The organism is Limimaricola sp., from assembly GCF_016125575.1.
In the GTDB taxonomy this organism is placed as follows: Bacteria; Pseudomonadota; Alphaproteobacteria; order Rhodobacterales; family Rhodobacteraceae; genus WGLM01.
In genome coordinates this window covers 171594-188514 of the sequence record NZ_WGLM01000005.1, presented here as the reverse complement: position 1 = coordinate 188514, position 16921 = coordinate 171594, and the positions used below count along the sequence as shown (strand labels likewise).

Here is a 16921-nt window from a genome sequence, read left to right as displayed (position 1 = left end):
TCAAATTCGGATGCTGCAATGAGTGAAGCGAATATTTTCCAGCGCCAAATTGTCGTCGACCAACCGTCCAAAGACGACGATTTTGAAGGCAAGGGACACCTGCGAACGGCCCGTCAACTGGCGAAAACGATTGTCGAATTTGATAACGAAGATCGTGCTATTGGGTTGGAGGGCGATTGGGGGGCTGGGAAATCGACGGTGGTTCAACTCGCCTCTAAAGAGTTGTCAATGGCAGAAAATACGAATTTTAGGTTTTTCACATTTGACATGTGGAGCAACCAAACCAGCCCATTCCGCCGCACTTTCCTTGAGAAGCTGATCGACTGGGGAAAGCGTGAGTTTTCCGATGACAATAGCCGTGTTGTTCGACTGGAAGGACTTCTCGACAGAGTTCGTGACCGGACTGTAACAACGAAATCAAACTCTTTTAGGCGGCTTGACTGGTTTGGGGTTCTCTTCATTTTGTTCGGACCGATGCTACCTTTGGCATTTGCTTGGCTCAGTCCATTTTCGATTAACCCCACGAGCGGCTCAGCACCTTCGTTCACGATATTAGGTATTTATTTTCCAGTTTGGTTTGTAGCTATTCTCTTAGTTCTTTTCCTTTATGGGGCGTTCATTATCAGAGTATGGAAGCGCGCCAAGAAGGAAGAAATAAAGTTTGCCGAAGCACTTTCGATGTCGGCATCGCTTTTCACCAAGCAGCAGGAAAACGAGACAACTACCCAAAATATTCGAGAAGAAGATCCCAACGAGTATGAATTTGAGACCACATTGTTGGATACTTTAGAGGTTCTTCAAGAAAACAAAGATCGGATCGTCATCGTATTCGACAACATCGACCGCCTTCCAAAAGGCAGTATTTCCAACGCCTGGGCAGATATCCGAGCAGTGTTTTCTGGCGATCCGGCCAACCCGAACAAAGATCAACGCGCGTGCACCGCGATCGTACCATATGACCGAGCTCACGTCTTAGGGGCGATATCTGACAGTGGCCCGAACGGCCCCTCCGAAAAAGATCTATTCCGAAAAACATTTGACGAAATCTTTCGGGTATCGCCCCCAATTGCTTCGAATGTATCCGAGCACATTGAATCTACTCTTCGAAAAGGGCTACCGAACTTTTATGATAGAAGCGCAATCTATAACGTAACGAAAATCTTCCAACGGTCGACGCTAGGACAAAATCGCCCCGTCACTCCAAGGCAAGTCATTTCTTTCGTCAATGAAGTCTCAAGCATTTTCGCGCAGTGGGAAGGGAAAATACCTCTCGACACAATTGCGCTGTATCAAGTCTTTCGAGACGATATAGAACGTGGACCGCGGCTACTAACTGATATATCAGATAAGTTAGCGCCATATTTGGTTAATTCCAGTGATGATGACTTGAACCGGCACCTAGCGGCGATTGCCTACAACGTTGAACCGCATTTGGCGTACCAAGTATTGCTGGAAGGTCCTGTTTCTGCGGCGCTCGTGGATAAGGATCCCGATCAGCTTCAATCCCTTTCGGGTGCCCCGGGATTTCGACAGGTTTTGATTGAAATTTTGGAGGCGCAGGCATCAATTTGGGCAAAGGAAGCGGCAGCCACATTTGCCCAAGTCGCCCAAAACCTGAGTTCCGTTTCTCTGGATGACCAGACCTTTCCCCATGCGCTAAAGTTATTTCTCTTGGGGCTAGATGATTTGAGTTCTACAAAAATTGAAGAACCCAAAGACGTGCAAAACTTGCGCGCGATAATTGATCTATGCCCAAGTGATCAGCGTTCGCCGATAGCACTTCGCTTGGCTGAATGGATGACGAACTGCTTCGACGCGAAGGAGGCAACTTTCGATGATGGTAGAATTTGGGTCAAGTCACTCGGTACCCTCGTCAATGATACCGAAGGCAACTTAGAAGCATTCGCCGCTCCCTTGCTCAATGAATTTCGGTTGCCTCAAAATGTACAATTTGTACTCGGTGTTGCCTATGATTGTGATGAGATTGGCCTGTCGTTTTCGAAGTTCAAGCCTTCAATCTCTTCGAAGGCATTCTTGGAACCCCTCAAAAAGATTTGGTCAGACGATCCGCTAAAATTTGACTATGTTTTCGAACAGCTAAAGTCGGCAAATTCATTGAATGCGTCCGATCTTTTTGCGTTACTGCAACACCAGCACGATCAGCTAACGAACCAAACATTTGGCGGTGAAGAAGACTATTTCGCCTCTCGTGCTGAGAACTTTATTACCACCTATGGTGCGATTTCTAATAACAAGAATGCTATTGAGTTGCTTAGAATGCTTTCCAACAACGGGACCCTTGCTTGGCATGCAGACGCCACGAAACAATCAAAGGAAGCGGATAGAGCGCTGGCTGCGACTGTATGGTTGACTTTGGAGAGCCTTGAGACGGCGACATTTGAAGTCGGCGGAAACACGAACCAGCCACCATTTGGGAACCTTCAACCGGCACGACAGTGGTTAAGTCAAGTTTTGACTGGTTCCGTCGAGTTGTCCGATGCGGTAGTCGATGAACTGGCTTCTCATGTTATTCGCCAACAAAGGGTATCACATTGGATAGAATTGGCTGCCAAAACTTCACCGAGCCAAGAACTCTACTCCTCTGTTGCTGAACGCTTGGGCGAGAGGGATGACCTGTATCCACTGCCTTTGAGGACACTCATTAACCACTATGATCTAATTCGGAGCACGTTTGATGACAGGACCGATCTGGTTCTGAAAAACACAGGTAGGATCGTTCAAGATGACGATGTGAAGAAATTAGATCTCAAATCTATTTCCATTTCCCTCTTGCGGGATACAGCTAATCGTGAAGAAAATGGCTGGAAGCTTTTTCACGCTGCGGCTGAAAAGGTCCTGACGGAAGTTTCGGACGAGGAATGGAGAACCCACCTAGCATCCGATAGTGTTGTGCTTACGGTATTGTCCGTTGAGGCTACCCTGAGAGACTTCAAGCTTCCTGCACATAGGTTCCAAGAACCATTTTCTGATCTTGTGGTTGAGTTGATGTCTGGACAAGCTCAGCTTGGCAAGCGGCCAAATTTGAGTGATAAACTTTTGGACTCTATTCCTCCTCAGGCACGAGCTGCGATGCCCAAGGCAATAGCGGACCGGATGGGAGGCGTTTCTACAAACAAAGAAACCTTCGGATATGTGCAAGCCAGGTTCTCGGAACTTACCGATAAGATATTCTCCAAGTCATCCGACGATGCAAAAGTGAGAAATTTTGCCACGCCGGCCATCGCATCCGCGAGCGAGCAAGGTGTAGGTTTTGTGGAGAGGCATACTAGTTCGTTGAAATCTGCGCTTACCAAGGTTGAAGACGAACAAAGAGGTCACTTTGTAGAGGTGATTGAAAGCGTTCGTTCCGAAGTGGCGCCGCAACGCATCGATACCCTAGCCAGCAAACTCGGCATCAAATTGACCCCATTGGACAGTGATGCATCCAACGCTAGCGAAGACGGAGCATAGCCGTTTCTGTGGACGCAAGGTTTTACTTTGGGTCAAGTGGAAGTGCAGTTGCCTTCTGCTCGAACCCAATTTTGAAAAATAAGATCAACGTCGGCTTCTTCGTTTCCGAAAAAGTCGGATGCGCGCGCAGAGAACGGCCGCTCTCCGCCCAAATAAGACCTTGGTTCATCTTATATCGAAAGACTATTTACCGCGCCTCATGTCCACGGCTGAAAACGGCCCTTTGCGGACATTCGGGCCAACCGCGACGAGCGGCAGCATCGAGTCCACAGCGGACCGTCAGAAATCAACAAAAGACAAGTTAACTGTTCAGTTTTCGAATGCGGTTGGCGATGTAATCAGTCTGCTTCTTGTAAGCGAACAGAAAAACAAAAGCCAATGCCAACCCTCCAATTAGACTGCGCCATCCCGACAAAGAGGGGTAAAGAGCCTCTACTTTAAGGTAGGCGGCAAGCAGTAGGAGAAGCACCATTGCGGAGACAAATGTCCGGTACATATTTGCTGCCTCAACCAAGACCTCAATCTTTGCATCTTTCTCGGATGCGGTAAGGAAGGCCGGGTAAGGCTCGAACTTCACAACCCGAAATTTCTTCAACAGTGGCTCAAGCACCAATGAGCCAAAACGACTTATCACAACGCCCAAAAAGTAGTAGACGAAAGCGGCAGTAACCAGATCATCCGGAACCAGCTTGATGGCAAAACTGCGCTCCGCGAAATACGCGAATACTGCCCCCGGAAGAAGATAGTTGAAGAGATTGTAGGACGTTAGCTTGTCTAGCAAGTCACTCAACATCCTGTGCTTCCTTCGCTCATGTAACCATTATTGGTTATATTGTAACTGCCAGCCACCCTCTGTCTTCAGCGTCAGCTTCATGGTCCCTTTATTGTCTGTCCGAGCGACCTTGTGGCCGTTGTCTGCGCCAGTTGCATGCTGCTCATAAAAATCAAGCGCCTCCTTCTTGGGATGGCCGTGCGTGTTAAGGCCAACAGAGACTATAACCATGGCAGGGTTAATCGCTTGAAGATGGTTAGTATACCAGTAACTGTCGCTTGGGATGTCGAAGAATGAGTTTGATCCGTGATGCGCTGCCATCAATATTGAGGACTGCACATCTGTCGTTGTATAATCCTTGAGGATCCCATCTTTCCAGATTTCCGCGTCGCTGTCGCCGGGCAACATCGCGCTTGCCAGACAGCTATCACCTGTCCGGCTTCTTTGCTCAACCTTGATCACAATCCCTTGGGCGTTTGCGTCATTTGGTAGGCGTTCGTCGGCGTCACTCATGAACCGCAAACGGGTCTTTCCATAATCGTCCCGTGTCTTGCGTTTGATTACGCGTTCACCAACCTCTCGGCGCAGGTTCATGTACTCTTTGTACTCCGTCGAGTCGGTTGTTGTCCCTGGGTAGCCAGAGTCCCAAATTTTCGAAATCGGATTCTGCGCGTGGAGATTCTTCACGCCGCGCATATGATCTGCGTCCCGATGCGAACAGATAAACGCCTTGATGGAATTACCTTTCCCGAAGACCTTGGCAACGTAGGCGAGAACTCGTGCCTCGTTGTTCTGAGTTATGTTGCAGTCAAAGACAAACCGATTTCCATCGTCAGCCTTGATCAGAACCATGTTTCCTTGGCCAACATCTACAAAATGAATCTCAGTTGCCATTATCTGCCCTTAGACCCGACAATTTTTCGCCAAGGTAGCCACGAGCGCGTTACCTTTCAACCGATGAGCGAAAATATTCACAAACGGCGGCTTCCTCCCGCAACTCGGACCTCGGTGCTTAGCGCAGCGAACGTCGGCGTCCCGCCCGTCATAACCTTCAACTCGCGCCACGCTGGCTCAGGTTCCACGAAGCAAGGGCCCTTTTCGCGCGACCCGTTCAGGGACCGTCGCTGGCAACTTTACCTCTCTGGTGACAAAACTGACTTAACCGACACAACCGCGCTCCGTCAGCCTTTCAGACAGGGTTAGGTCGGTTGTGTCGGTTTTGTCAGCCCTCTCGGACGCGTCGCGGGTGCTTGCCAGTTATGTCATGCGCTGCCGCTCATGATCGCCGGATTGACCATGAACAGCTTGGCGGGCCGGCCGCCGCGTGGGCCGGGGTCTGCCTCAACAGACCGGATTACGTCGGCCTCTTCCAGAACGCTCAGAGCTGGCTTTAGTTCCGCCGCGGTGGTTAGCCCGGCACGATCCAGTCGCAGCACCTCACGTGAGGTGAAACGCTCCCAGCCTCGTTCTTGGATCAGGGCCAGCAGCCGCCGGGCTGCGCGCTCAGGCTTCGGCAATGCGGCATCGGCGTAGGCACGTCGCGCCATCGGCAAGGCGTAGTCTTCGACAAAGTGAGCCGCCCGGCCAAAGTGGTCAGGCGTGATCTCGTAGGGCTCCATGTCGCTGCCGGCCACCCAATCAAGGAAGGCCAGCACCAAGGACAGCCGCACCGCCAGCCCCGGCAATTTGCCAATGAACGACAGCAAGAGCCCTTCGGCCCCGCCCTCGCAGCCGCGCATTTCGTGGCGGAAAGCGTCTAGAAGAACACGGGCCTCCTCGGTGAAGGGGATAAGCCATGGCCGCAACTCATCGTGCTCGTCCGTCGCCATGTTGAGGCGGTAGAGCCGCGACAAGGCAGCGGCGATAAAATCCTCGTTCGCATTGCCGGTTGGTCGCTTGATCGGCACCGGGTCGGGCCAGATCGGTATGAATCGCGCCAGCAAGCCGTCATCGTCGGCTTTCATCAGAAGGGTACGCAGCCGGTCAGGCTGAATGCCCCCTGTCACGCCGATGGACAGGCGATCGACATGGACCGGCTCGCGGCCCATCCGCTCGACGGTATAGCCGCGCCCGCCATAGGCCTCCAACCAGAACGGGCGGTCAGAGCCGCCGCCCGCGTAGCGGGTCATTCCCATCAGCCAGCCGGCCAACTCATCGCGCGCCATCAGCGTGCCGCGCGGCTGCTTTGCCACGATGACCGCCAAGCGCTCGACAGTTCCGTCAGCGATGGACAGGCGCGGCAGGAAGGGCTCAGGGCCCGGATCGGCCTCAGCAGGACGCTTGGGCGGCTCCTCGCCATCCTTGAGGGCCTTCTTGGCGGCTTCCTTCCAAGCGCTTTCGGCCAGCTTTGCCAGCTCGTCTTTTTCGGCCCAAGCGGCATGCTCTGCTTCCACGCCTTGCCGCATGTCCCGCTCGACCAGTTTGAGTGCGGACAGCACCGCATCAAGCCCCGGCGACTTGTTGCTCGATGGTGAGCCGATGACCATCGTCCAGAGGATTGGGGGCTCGGCCCATCCGGCCCAAGGCGCGACTAGTCGGGTGTTGCCGATGGCCGACCCTGCTACCGCGAGGACAGCTGCCATCACGTAATCTGGCGGGGCCGACTTTGCCTCGGCGGCGCGCGTTATCCAGTCAGCCCAGCGTAGGCCGAACACCTCTGCCAGCCGCAGCGCTGGGGCGGGCGGTAGTTCGTCGCGCATGAAGCGCGGCGCGGGCTCCGGCCAATCGGGCACAAAGGGGCGCGCGTTCGGATAGACGTTCATGCCGCCACCGCCTTTCCCATCAGAACATCGTTCCAGTCAAAGCCCTCGGGCGGGATGAGCAGCGACACCTGCCAGCCCAATCCATGCGCCCGGGTCGCAAGTGCTTCCGCCGCTTTGCGTCCGACCGGATCGCCGTCGGGTGCCACAATCAGCCGTCCCCGCCGCTCCGGCAGGCGTAGCGCTGCCATGCCGCTCGCGCTCAGTGCTGCCCAGATCGTCGCCGGGCCCGGCAGGATACCACAGCGCAGCGACAGGGCAGTTTCCAGACCCTCGGCAACGACAAGCGGGCCGGGGTCATTCGACAGATGCACGGCCCCGCCCGAGGCAGGCCCAAGCATTGCCTTGGCTGGGGTCACGTCGGCTTTGCCCGACCCGTCTTCCTTGAGGTAGGTCCGATGGACAGCGCAGCCGGCGCCTTCCTTGACATGTATCCAAGAAACCAGCGCTGGAAGCCGTGTCGCGGTCGAATGCCAGCAGGATTCCTTGTAACGCATGCAAGAGGGAAGCTCGCAGAAGATGCCTCGGCTTCTCATGTAATGCTCGGCCGGTGTGCCGGTGATCGGCAGAGCTTCCTTCCATAACTTGCAAGCGAGACGGGATCGTCTTTCGGCTTCGGCTACCTTCTTAGCCAGACGCTCGGCACGAAGGATCGCGCCAATCGGGCGGAACGCTCCCCCGCCATCGATCAACCCTCGCCCGCGCAGCGCGCCCTTGATCTCCGCGTAGTCACACCCGGCATGGCAATAGAGCAGCAGTTGCCCATTCATGCCGTCCGCGATGCTGAGGCTCGGCGTGTGGTCATCATGTGCGGGACAACAAGCCGTCCCGGAACCACTGGCCCATTTGCCTCCAAGCGCGATGGTTAGCGTGTAGGCATTGGTCATTCTGCGTTCCTCCGCATGATATGTTCTGGAAGTGCGTAGAGCTCCGGCCCGTCAGTGCCCGTATGCGAACGGTGGAGCCGGATCAGCGCCGTTCTGGTCGCGCAGTAGCCCAACGTGTCCCACGCCGTTCCCACGCCCGCAAATCCGGGCCTGCGTCGCTGGTAGAGCCATTGCAGCCCATCCCTACAGACGGCAACGCGGAAGCGGCCAAAGCGGAACATCTCACTTCGATAGGCGTCAGACGTCTCGCGGCGGTCGACACGCTGCAGCGAGCCCCCGTCTGCGTCTCTCGGCACAAGAAACGACGTGCTCCGCGCAATTGCCCTATCACCGGCCTCAGGGCCGGTTCGCTTTTCTTCAATCATGTCCATGGGGTCAGCCCGCGTTCGTGGTGCGGGTTTCGAGCCAGGCACGAACATCCCGTTCGCGCCACCCTACGGCCCGCTTGCCAAGTTTTACGGGCCTCGGGAAGGCACCCTCGGCCATCATGGCATAGAGGGTGGAGCGGGACAGCCCAACCAGTTTCTCGACATCGGTCCGCCGATAGATACGTTCCTGCATGCAACTTGCCTCACGACATGCCCGGCCAATTAGTTTTGACGCCGGGCGTTTGCGGCAGTATCGAAAAGGCAGGGTTTTCCAAAAGACCTGACTTCCCGTCGGTTCCGGTGTTGACGCACCGGAGCCGACACGAAGCGCCAACTACCTACAAGCACCTCGTAGATCTTTTTTGCGCCCACGAAGGCAAAGCCGTCAAACGGCCGCCAGCGATGGAAGTACTGCTTTTTATTTCAATCGGTTAGCGTTCTTTCTGGGGGAAAATGCAAGCCCAGAGGCGATTTTCATCTATTTTTTCAGATCAGATCACATCTTTTGTAACAATTTTTTTATAATATTTATCAGTTTGTTATCCTTCAAACCTCATGTAGGAAGTCAGCCCAGTTTTTCATCACACCTCGCCGCCGCTCCAACATGTCGGAGCGTAGGTAGGCCCTCTCGACAGCATTGCCGACCTGATGTGCTAGCGCCACTTCCGCCAGCGTGTTGTCGATGCCCTGTTCAGCCGCCCAATCTCGAAAGGTTGAGCGAAGCCCGTGCGGAACCGCAGGCCGGCCCGATTGACGGTCAAGGAAGCCCGGGCCCCCATTGGCAACCTCTGTCTCTTGCATCCGCCGCATGACGGCCGAGACGGACATGTCAGAGAGCATGCCTCCTTGCGGCGCGAAGAACACGTAAGGCGAGTGCACTAGCCGTGGCAATCTGCGTAGAAGCTCCACCGCTGGTGCGGACAGTGGCTCGCGATGTTCGCGCCCGGCCTTCATCCGTTCGGCCGGGATGATCCACAACGCTTTGTCCAAGTCCACCTCGCCCCAGATCATTCCCCTGACCTCGCCCGATCGGGAGGCTGTCAGGCAGGCAAATTGCAGCGCTTTGGCGGCCATCCCATCGCGCTTGAGAAGCGCGCGCCACCAGCGTGGCGCATCTGCCAAAGCCAACGCCGGGAAATGCGCGCCCTTCGTGAGCTTGCCCGGCTTGGGCAGCATTTCCGACAGATTGCCCTTCCAGCGGGCCGGGTTGTCGCCTTGACGTATTTCACTCGCGATTGCCCACGAGAACACCGCTTCGATCCGCTGGCGAAGGCGACTGGCTGTTTCGGTCTTGGTGGTCCAGATCGGCTCCAACACGCCCAGAACGTCCTTCACCTGAATGTTGTGTATGCTTTCCCGACCGAGTACCGGAATGGCGTAGCTGTCGAGAGTCGAACGCCACTGCTTGCGGTGCTTTTCGTTTTTGAACTCACCAAGCTTGGCTGTAAGATAGCTCTCAACCACCTCTGCGAACGTCGAACGTGTCTTGGTGTCCCACTTTTGGCGCAGCGGATCGCCCCCGGCCAGAATCAGTCTCCGGTTGTCGATGGCCTTGTCGCGCGCCATTGCAAGTGTCACCACGGGAGGACTTCCCATCCCCAGTTCGCGGCGCCTACCGCCGAAGGTGATCCGCTGCACCCAAAACTTGGCCCCGTTCTTCTCAACCCGCAGGTAGAGACCAGACCCGCCGCCGTCGTGATACTTGCCCGGTTCCTTCACGTTCCGGACCAAGGCCGCCGTCAGTCGGTTGGCGCCGCGTAATTTTGCGGAATCGAACATTCAACTTCCCCCAGCTCTTCCCCCTCAGAATCGCGGATACCCCCGGAAGTTGCAAGAGCTTGCTGGAAACAAAATGCCATATTTCCGTTTTTTCACAAAGCGTTATAGCACATTGTCGGAAGTCTCTGGAATCGGCTATGGGCGTCTGTCTCTCCGCCACTTTCAGACGCTGATTTAACCAACGATTCCCGAACGGAGATGCGGAACGTCCGTGTCTTGTCGAACGCTGTGCTCTCGTCCTGTCTGCTCGGGACGACGTTTCAAAGCGAACCGAAGACAGGCGCAAGTGGACGGAGCTTTGGACGACTGACTTCGCCGGACGAACGGCAGTTTGGCACGGCTCGCGGCAATGTTAGACCCGAGTCAGCGCTGGTAAGTGCAAACTGATCTGCAGCCGCACCATCGCGCGCTCAGTCACAAAGCTTTTCAGTGCTGATGAACGTGCACGACTGGCCGATCAGAACCAGTTCTCATGGCGGGCGATGACGACGGCATGGGTGCGGTTGTCAGCGCCCAGTTTCTTGCAGATCGAGCGAACATGCGTCTTCACCGTGGGGAGCGACAGGTGAAGCGCGATGGCAATCTCCTTGTTGCTGCGCCCATCGACCAGACCGCGCAAAACGGCCTTTTCACGGGGCGTCAGCTTGCCGTCGATAAGGCCCATCCCGTCATCTTCAATCGTGGCCGTGACCACCGAGGGCGGCAGATAGGTCTCTCCGGCCAGCAGGAAATTGACGGCATTGATAAACGATCTCGACGGCAGCGTTTTGGGGATGCATCCTGCCGCCCCCATGCGCAGCGCCTCGGTCACCAGCGAATTGCTGGGATTACCGGTCAACAACGCGACCGGTGCGGGCGTGCTGGCATCTATCGCACGCCCAAAACCGCGCAGGCCGTGAAGGCCTGGCAATTCGGCGTCGATCACCACGAGGTCGAACGGGCCCGAGGCAGAGATTGTACCCAATGTCTCGACCAGGCTGCCGGTTTCAGCGACTGCGAAGTCACCCTCCATACCCAACAACAATGCGGTGACCAATTCGCGAACCAGAACCTGTCCGTCCGCAAGCAGGATTCTCGCCATTGCTGTTACCCTGTTCCGCGAAATGAATTCGCCAAATAGAAACCAAATTTGTAGTGTCTAACAATGGCTGTCATATCTTTGTCAACATATGAAAGCCAAACCTTGCTTCCTCATAAGAGCATACGTGCTCTTTCTAATCACTTTTTGCGCAAAGGCAGTATGCCGCGCAACCTCTCCCCGATGACGGTGAGCCGGCAATGGACCATGCCGGCATCCCGTCACTTTCGCATCTGCAGGCACATGGTGACAACGCGACTACTGTCACGATATCAGCGCCTTGGGTGTTGCCAGCCCAGGTAATACCGGCTAGCCCCAATGGGCCGGAAGGCACACCGTTTCGTCGTGGTCAGACTACTGCGCCAAGAGCGATGATCTGACCGCTGTCAACTCCGGCTCCAACCCGCGCCGGCAGCGCACCTGGACCTCTCAACCCCATTTGTCACGCCTGAGACGTGGATGTAAAGCTTTCGAATGGTCCTCTTGAATTACGGTTCAAGATCCGGTGTGAAATACATGGCATTTCGGTAATTGCGATAATACGCTTTCGGCGGACGTAGCATGCTAGGGACTTGACAGCACCCGCTGGACATCGCCCGTTGGGACAACGCATTGCCACAAGACGCCTCCAGGCCTCTGTCAGAAGGATAGACGATGACGCTCCAGATCCATCCCGTGCTTCTCTGTGGTGGCTCCGGCACACGGCTCTGGCCATTGTCGCGCAAATCGTATCCCAAGCAGTTTGTACGCCTCGTTGGTGAAGAAAGCCTGTTTCAGGCGTCTGCACGGCGGTTGAAGGGGCAGGAGTTTGCGGCGCCAAACGTTGTCACCGGGGCCGATTTTCGCTTCATGGTCACCGAACAACTGGCAGCGCTCGAAATGGCGGCGGCGGATATCTTGATCGAACCCGCTGCGCGCAACACAGCCGCCGCGGTCTGCGCTGCGGCGCTGGCGCTTGATGCCCGATCATCCGGTGCGCTGATGCTTGTCGCACCTGCGGACCATGTCATCCCCGATATCGCACGGTTTCAGCAAACCGTCGCCGCCGCGGCGCCCGCGGCCATGGACGGCCAGTTGGTGACCTTCGGGATCCGCCCAGACCGTCCTGAAACGGGGTATGGCTGGCTGGAACTTTCCGCCGCACCCGATGCAGCATTCAGCGCCACCCCGCAGCCCTTGCGCGCCTTCGTCGAAAAGCCCGACCTCGCCACCGCCGAACGGCTCTTTGCCGGCGGCATGCACCTGTGGAATGCCGGTATATTCATGTTCACGACCACGGCCGTGATCGAGGCCTTCGCGACCCACGCGCCGGAGACACTTGCGCATTGCCGCGCCGCCATCGAGGGCGCGACATGCGATATGGGCTTTACCCGGCTTGATCCCGATCCATGGGGCGCACTGGACGATATTTCGATCGACTACGCGGTGATGGAACGGGCCCGCAATATCACCGTTGTGCCCTATGGCGGGGCCTGGTCGGACCTGGGCGACTGGCAGGCCGTGTGGCGCGAAACCTCGCCCGACGCGGCGGGTGTCGTCGCCCATGGCAACGCCACGGCCATTGATTGCACCAACACGCTGCTGCGGCCGACAAGCGACGCGCAGGAGGTCGTCGGGATTGGCCTGGCCGATACGATCGTGGTGGCCATGCCCGATGCGGTGCTTGTGGCCCACAAGGACCGCGCGCAGGAGGTCAAGCAGGCTGTCGCCGCGCTCAAGGCCAAGGGCGCCACGCAGGCCGAAACCCTGCCGCGCGATTATCGGCCATGGGGCTGGTACGAAAGCCTCGTGATCGGGCCCCGTTTCCAGGTCAAGCGAATCGTGGTCCACCCCGGCGCGGCCCTGAGCCTGCAAAGCCACCACCACCGGGCAGAGCACTGGATCGTGGTAGAGGGGACTGCGAAGGTCACGATCGGTGACAAGGTACAGCTTGTGTCCGAGAACCAGTCGGTCTTTGTGCCGCTGGGTGCCGTGCACCGCATGGAGAACCCCGGCAAGGTGCCGCTGACACTGATCGAGGTGCAGACCGGCAGCTATCTCGGCGAGGATGACATCATCCGCTACGACGATGTCTATGCACGGGGCCAAGGTGCCAAGGGTTAGCCGCGCAAGATCCCGTCCTCGGTCACGATCGCGCGCATGGCCACATCGTGCGACTGGGGAAAGATCGTGGCGACACGGCTGGACGCCAGCCCGATGCCGATAGCCGTGGCCGATGCCCCGATGGCTGCCAGTGTCCTGTCGAAATAGCCGCCGCCATAACCCAGTCGGTAAAGGCCGGCGTCATGGCCCACGACCGGTGCAATCAGGATGTCGGGCACCAGCCAGTCGCCTGACGCGGGCACGGCAATGTTCCAGATGCCCCGCTCCATCGGCGTTCCGGCGCCCCATGCCCGAAACCGCAGCGGTGCTGACTTTTCCACGACCAGCGGCAGGCAAGCGGTTGCCCCACGCTCGTTCAACGACATCAGCCACGGCCTGAGATCCAGTTCCGACTTGATCGGCCAATAGGCCGAGATGGTCTTGCCCGTCACATCCCCCAGAAGTGCGTCCAGATGGGCCGCAATCGCGCGCGCGGCCGCCTCCCGTGTCGCGACGGGCAGCGCGGCGCGTTCCGACAACAGGCGTTCCCGCTCTGCCTTGCGCCAGCGGGCCACGTCGCGCGCCTGCACCGGATCGGACGCGGCCGGCAAACCATCCGCCTCGGCATCCAACTCGTGCAGAAAACAGGGAGGCGAGGCAAAGCTGCCGCTTGTTGGCATAACCGTAGACGGGCCACGATGGGCAGCGACGGTGCGTTTCAGGATCTGTCCTGTTTCATCCATGATCAACCGCAGGCGTTTGCCGGGACCAAAGAAGGTCAGCCTGTGGCGCCCGGCATCCTCCCCCTCGCCATGTTCGCTTCGCGTCGTGATCGTGCCATCGCGCAAGCCCTGCATGACGGCCTGCGGCGTCAGGCCAAGCCCCTCGGCCACAATCGCGGCATCAATTTCGAACCGGCCATCCTGCAACGTAATCAAGTCTGCCTCCTTGCCTGTCACTGGGAAATCGTGACGCGACAGCGATCATGATGTCTTGATCATGACGCGTCAGGTCCGTCCCGCGTGGCTGGGCCCGACGCCCGACTGACCGGAACCGCCATGGCACCAAGAACTTGCAGATTCATCAGGCCCCGTGGACCGCGCTGCGAAAAACCCCGCGAACCCTCCGCTTTCCTTGGGTGTCAACCAAACCAAGGAGAACGACAATGCAACTCAACATCACCAAAACCCTCGCCGTCATCATCGCCCTCGGCGCAAGCCCCGCTTTTGCCGGCGGCAATATCGACGTCAATGTCGGCAATTACGGCTCTGCCGGCTCGATCAACATCAATATCAACAGCGGCAATGACACCGGATATGGCGACTACGGCGACGCTCAGGATGACGGCTGGTACGAAGAGCCGATGCCTGCGGCCGACATCTGCACCATGCGGGATCGCAATGGCAACATCGCCTACTGGCGTTGGCTGACCTACGACGAGCAGAGCTACATGACCGAGGGCGACGATTGCGTCATCGGCCAGTTCTGGGGTGTCGCCGAAATCCGGTGACCAAGCCATGCCCCCGGGGCAGCAAACGCGCCCCGGGGCCTTTTCCCTCACACCTTCCGGAGACTGCCATGTCCTTTCTCGATATCCTTCTGATGTTGCTGTTCGGCGCAACCGCCCACCCGGTTGACCTGCCCGGACCACCGCCCTTCACCCCTCCTGTCCGCGCCGAGGTTTTGCCGCTTTCTGGGCCCGAGACGCAGGATCAACCGCAATCCGCACTATCCTGCGCCCTGCAGCCTGAAGGTGCCATGACACGCCCCGTTCTGACCGCCAGCAGCCCGGCAAAGGGGCGATTTGCGCTGACCGTCATCCAGACCAGCGGCAATACGAGGAGCCGTTTTCGCCAGGGTGGAGAATTCAACCTTGCGGCGGGTGAAAGCGTTGCGCTTGCGCGCTATGCGCTCGGCGGCAACGGCACCGCACCCGAGGTTGCATTGACCATCGAAGGCGCCCCCCTGCCCTGCACCCCGCCATCCTGAGCTTGCGGTCGTCCCGGCGATCTTCCCGTCCCGGGGTGGCCCTTAACCGGAGGCCACGCCATGCCCGTCCGCCTTTCCGTAAAGCCCCTCAAAGACCGGCCCAAAGACCGCAATGTCGGCCGCATGAAGCACCTCGGCGCCGCGCCGGGCCATCCAGTTTCGATGCGCCTCGATTTCGTCGAGCAGCGGTCCGAGATGAACCGCCCCCTCTGCCATCGCGTCCAGCCGTTCCGGCATATCCTCATCGGTTGGACGAAAGCCCTGTCTTGTCACTTTTCGGGCCGCCTGACGGAGCCGTGCCCCCAACAACCCGGGGCGCATTTCCATCGCGGCGCGGGCAATCTCGGTCAAAGGCCTGTCGCGCGGGCCGGACAGGGCCGTGCCCAACCAGTCACGCAAGCCCGCAGGATCAATCTGCGACAGCAGTGTCAGCCCTTCGAACCGCCCCGCGTCGACAAGGTGCCATGCCGCGGCGAGTTGGGTTTGCACGATGCGTTCGGCGATCTTGTCCAGCCGTGCCGCCCGCGCGGCATAGTCCTCGGCCCCGGGCGGAGGCCAATGCAGGCGGCCATTGGCCATCCGTTCCTGAAGCCCGCCGAACAGATCGAAGCGCCACGCGCTGTGGGTCATGGCGGCCTCGGGCCGATCGCCGTCAAACGCGCCGCGTCCCAGCCCCGGAGGCGCGCCCGGATCAGCCAGAAAAGCACCAAGTGCTGCGCGGTCGGTTCCGGTCAGCCATTTGACAGGCGCGCTGCCAGCGAACAGTCCCTCAAGGGGCGAAACCCAGCCTTCGCTCGCCTCAGCGCGTCGCAGCGCCGGCTGGCCGAGCGGTGTGTCATCATCCCCTTCATCGGCGAGCGCCGCCAAAGTTTCGGTGCCATCTGCCGCGGCGGCGGCCTCTGTCTCGGCGAGGGCCAGCGCGCGGCGATAGGCCACAAGACGGCGCATTGCACCGCGAAAAAGCCGGAAACCTTCGACGGGTGGCGGGTCGGACACCGCCTGTTGCCAAAAACCCAGGATCGTCTCGTCGCCAATCTCGGCCGCTTGACCGATCTCCGCGGCTTGAAGGAACCGCCGTATCACCAGCGCCTGCTTAAGCGCATGTTCACTTTCAAGCCGCGGGCGCAGCCAGTCGCGCAAGGCCTGCGTCAATTGTCCGGCCACCTCTTCTGCCTGCGCGCCCTCGGCCAGTTTCGAGACAAGTGCATCGACAGTCTCGGGGCCCAGTGCCATGCGGCAGAAATCCCAGTAGGCCGCAACGAGCGGCATCGCGGCAAAGGTCAACCGGAACGGCCCGCCCGTCGACGCGCCAAGTGGCCCGGGCGCGAAGACAATCGCGCGTGCCTCGGCCCTGATCCCCGCGGGCAAATCAGCGTTCGCAAATGCCGCGGCGAACCTGTCCGGCCGCAGCACCGCCACCCGCCCATGCAGGAAATTGACACTGCCGCGCCGATCGGCAGCCTCCATCGCACGGCCCAGTCGCAGCGCGGGGCGAGCCAGACCGTTCAGGGCCCGTGTCCGAAACCGAATTGCCCGATCAAGTGCGCGTGCCGCGTGCGGCGGACACCACGGCCGACCGCCCCGTGTTTCACGCTCGGCGATCAGCGCCAGCAATTCGGCGACGTCGCGCGGATCGGGTGCAGGATCGGGCGGTATCATCGCGGGTTTCGTTTGTTCCTGCCTTCTGGCACTGTCTTTACCATCCCGATCAGGCCGCGGCTTGGCAACCGAAAGGG

The 16921-nt window shown here is 58.3% G+C and carries 13 protein-coding genes; 4 read left to right on the top strand and 9 right to left on the bottom strand.

What is annotated here, in order from left to right; all coding sequences use genetic code 11:
- Positions 1–18 precede the first annotated feature (18 nt).
- On the top strand, positions 19–3471 hold the full coding sequence (locus GC146_RS12270; protein WP_291838897.1) for a P-loop NTPase fold protein: 3453 nt from the start codon (positions 19–21) through the stop codon (positions 3469–3471).
- 301 nt (positions 3472–3772) lie between these two features.
- Here GC146_RS12270 and GC146_RS12265 read toward each other — a convergent pair whose 3' ends face one another.
- The 7 genes from GC146_RS12265 to GC146_RS12235 all read right to left on the bottom strand — a co-directional run bounded on the left by GC146_RS12265 (position 3773) and on the right by GC146_RS12235 (position 11117).
- On the bottom strand, positions 3773–4264 hold the full coding sequence (locus GC146_RS12265; RefSeq protein WP_291838895.1) for a hypothetical protein: 492 nt from the start codon (positions 4262–4264) through the stop codon (positions 3773–3775).
- A gap of 27 nt (positions 4265–4291) precedes the next feature.
- Positions 4292–5137, bottom strand: coding sequence for an MBL fold metallo-hydrolase (locus GC146_RS12260; RefSeq protein ID WP_291838893.1), 846 nt, complete (start codon positions 5135–5137; stop codon positions 4292–4294).
- A 368-nt stretch (positions 5138–5505) separates the two neighbouring features.
- Positions 5506–7005, bottom strand: coding sequence for a YfjI family protein (locus tag GC146_RS12255; protein WP_291838892.1), 1500 nt, complete (start codon positions 7003–7005; stop codon positions 5506–5508).
- Entirely contained in the window at positions 7002–7889 is an 888-nt protein-coding gene (locus GC146_RS12250; protein ID WP_291838890.1) for a toprim domain-containing protein, read from the bottom strand. The genes GC146_RS12255 and GC146_RS12250 overlap by 4 nt, the downstream gene beginning before the upstream one ends.
- Before the next feature lie 375 nt (positions 7890–8264).
- On the bottom strand, positions 8265–8450 hold the full coding sequence (locus tag GC146_RS12245; protein ID WP_291838888.1) for an AlpA family phage regulatory protein: 186 nt from the start codon (positions 8448–8450) through the stop codon (positions 8265–8267).
- A gap of 353 nt (positions 8451–8803) precedes the next feature.
- On the bottom strand, positions 8804–10036 hold the full coding sequence (locus tag GC146_RS12240) for a site-specific integrase (protein ID WP_291838885.1): 1233 nt from the start codon (positions 10034–10036) through the stop codon (positions 8804–8806).
- Between the two features lie 457 nt (positions 10037–10493).
- Positions 10494–11117 carry a response regulator transcription factor gene (locus GC146_RS12235; RefSeq protein ID WP_291838882.1) on the bottom strand — a complete coding sequence of 208 codons (624 nt, stop codon included), beginning with the start codon at positions 11115–11117 and terminating at the stop codon, positions 10494–10496.
- A gap of 651 nt (positions 11118–11768) precedes the next feature.
- On the opposite strand from GC146_RS12235, the gene GC146_RS12230 reads away from it, so the two are divergent.
- Entirely contained in the window at positions 11769–13217 is a 1449-nt protein-coding gene (locus tag GC146_RS12230; RefSeq protein ID WP_291838879.1) for a mannose-1-phosphate guanylyltransferase/mannose-6-phosphate isomerase, read from the top strand.
- Here the strand turns inward: GC146_RS12230 and GC146_RS12225 are convergent.
- Positions 13214–14134, bottom strand: a complete 921-nt coding sequence (locus GC146_RS12225) for a 5-formyltetrahydrofolate cyclo-ligase (protein WP_291838876.1) — start codon at positions 14132–14134, stop codon at positions 13214–13216. The genes GC146_RS12230 and GC146_RS12225 overlap by 4 nt on opposite strands.
- 227 nt (positions 14135–14361) lie before the next feature.
- On the opposite strand from GC146_RS12225, the gene GC146_RS12220 reads away from it, so the two are divergent.
- Together GC146_RS12220 and csgH are read left to right on the top strand one after the other, a co-directional pair.
- Positions 14362–14706: a hypothetical protein gene (locus tag GC146_RS12220; RefSeq protein WP_291838873.1), complete on the top strand. Its 345-nt coding sequence runs from the start codon at positions 14362–14364 to the stop codon at positions 14704–14706.
- A 68-nt stretch (positions 14707–14774) separates the two neighbouring features.
- Positions 14775–15185: a curli-like amyloid fiber formation chaperone CsgH gene (csgH, locus tag GC146_RS12215; protein WP_291838870.1), complete on the top strand. Its 411-nt coding sequence runs from the start codon at positions 14775–14777 to the stop codon at positions 15183–15185.
- A gap of 42 nt (positions 15186–15227) precedes the next feature.
- Here csgH and GC146_RS12210 read toward each other — a convergent pair whose 3' ends face one another.
- On the bottom strand, positions 15228–16844 hold the full coding sequence (locus tag GC146_RS12210) for a hypothetical protein (protein ID WP_291838867.1): 1617 nt from the start codon (positions 16842–16844) through the stop codon (positions 15228–15230).
- Between the last annotated feature and the right edge of the window lie 77 nt (positions 16845–16921).

Coding starts and splice junctions, on each gene's coding strand:
- GC146_RS12270 (WP_291838897.1), top strand. CDS start 19: ATGAGTGAAGCGAATATTTTCCAGCGCCAAATTGTCGTCGACCAACCG.
- GC146_RS12265 (WP_291838895.1), bottom strand. CDS start 4,264: ATGTTGAGTGACTTGCTAGACAAGCTAACGTCCTACAATCTCTTCAAC.
- GC146_RS12260 (WP_291838893.1), bottom strand. CDS start 5,137: ATGGCAACTGAGATTCATTTTGTAGATGTTGGCCAAGGAAACATGGTT.
- GC146_RS12255 (WP_291838892.1), bottom strand. CDS start 7,005: ATGAACGTCTATCCGAACGCGCGCCCCTTTGTGCCCGATTGGCCGGAG.
- GC146_RS12250 (WP_291838890.1), bottom strand. CDS start 7,889: ATGACCAATGCCTACACGCTAACCATCGCGCTTGGAGGCAAATGGGCC.
- GC146_RS12245 (WP_291838888.1), bottom strand. CDS start 8,450: ATGCAGGAACGTATCTATCGGCGGACCGATGTCGAGAAACTGGTTGGG.
- GC146_RS12240 (WP_291838885.1), bottom strand. CDS start 10,036: ATGTTCGATTCCGCAAAATTACGCGGCGCCAACCGACTGACGGCGGCC.
- GC146_RS12235 (WP_291838882.1), bottom strand. CDS start 11,117: ATGGCGAGAATCCTGCTTGCGGACGGACAGGTTCTGGTTCGCGAATTG.
- GC146_RS12230 (WP_291838879.1), top strand. CDS start 11,769: ATGACGCTCCAGATCCATCCCGTGCTTCTCTGTGGTGGCTCCGGCACA.
- GC146_RS12220 (WP_291838873.1), top strand. CDS start 14,362: ATGCAACTCAACATCACCAAAACCCTCGCCGTCATCATCGCCCTCGGC.
- csgH (WP_291838870.1), top strand. CDS start 14,775: ATGTCCTTTCTCGATATCCTTCTGATGTTGCTGTTCGGCGCAACCGCC.
- GC146_RS12210 (WP_291838867.1), bottom strand. CDS start 16,844: ATGATACCGCCCGATCCTGCACCCGATCCGCGCGACGTCGCCGAATTG.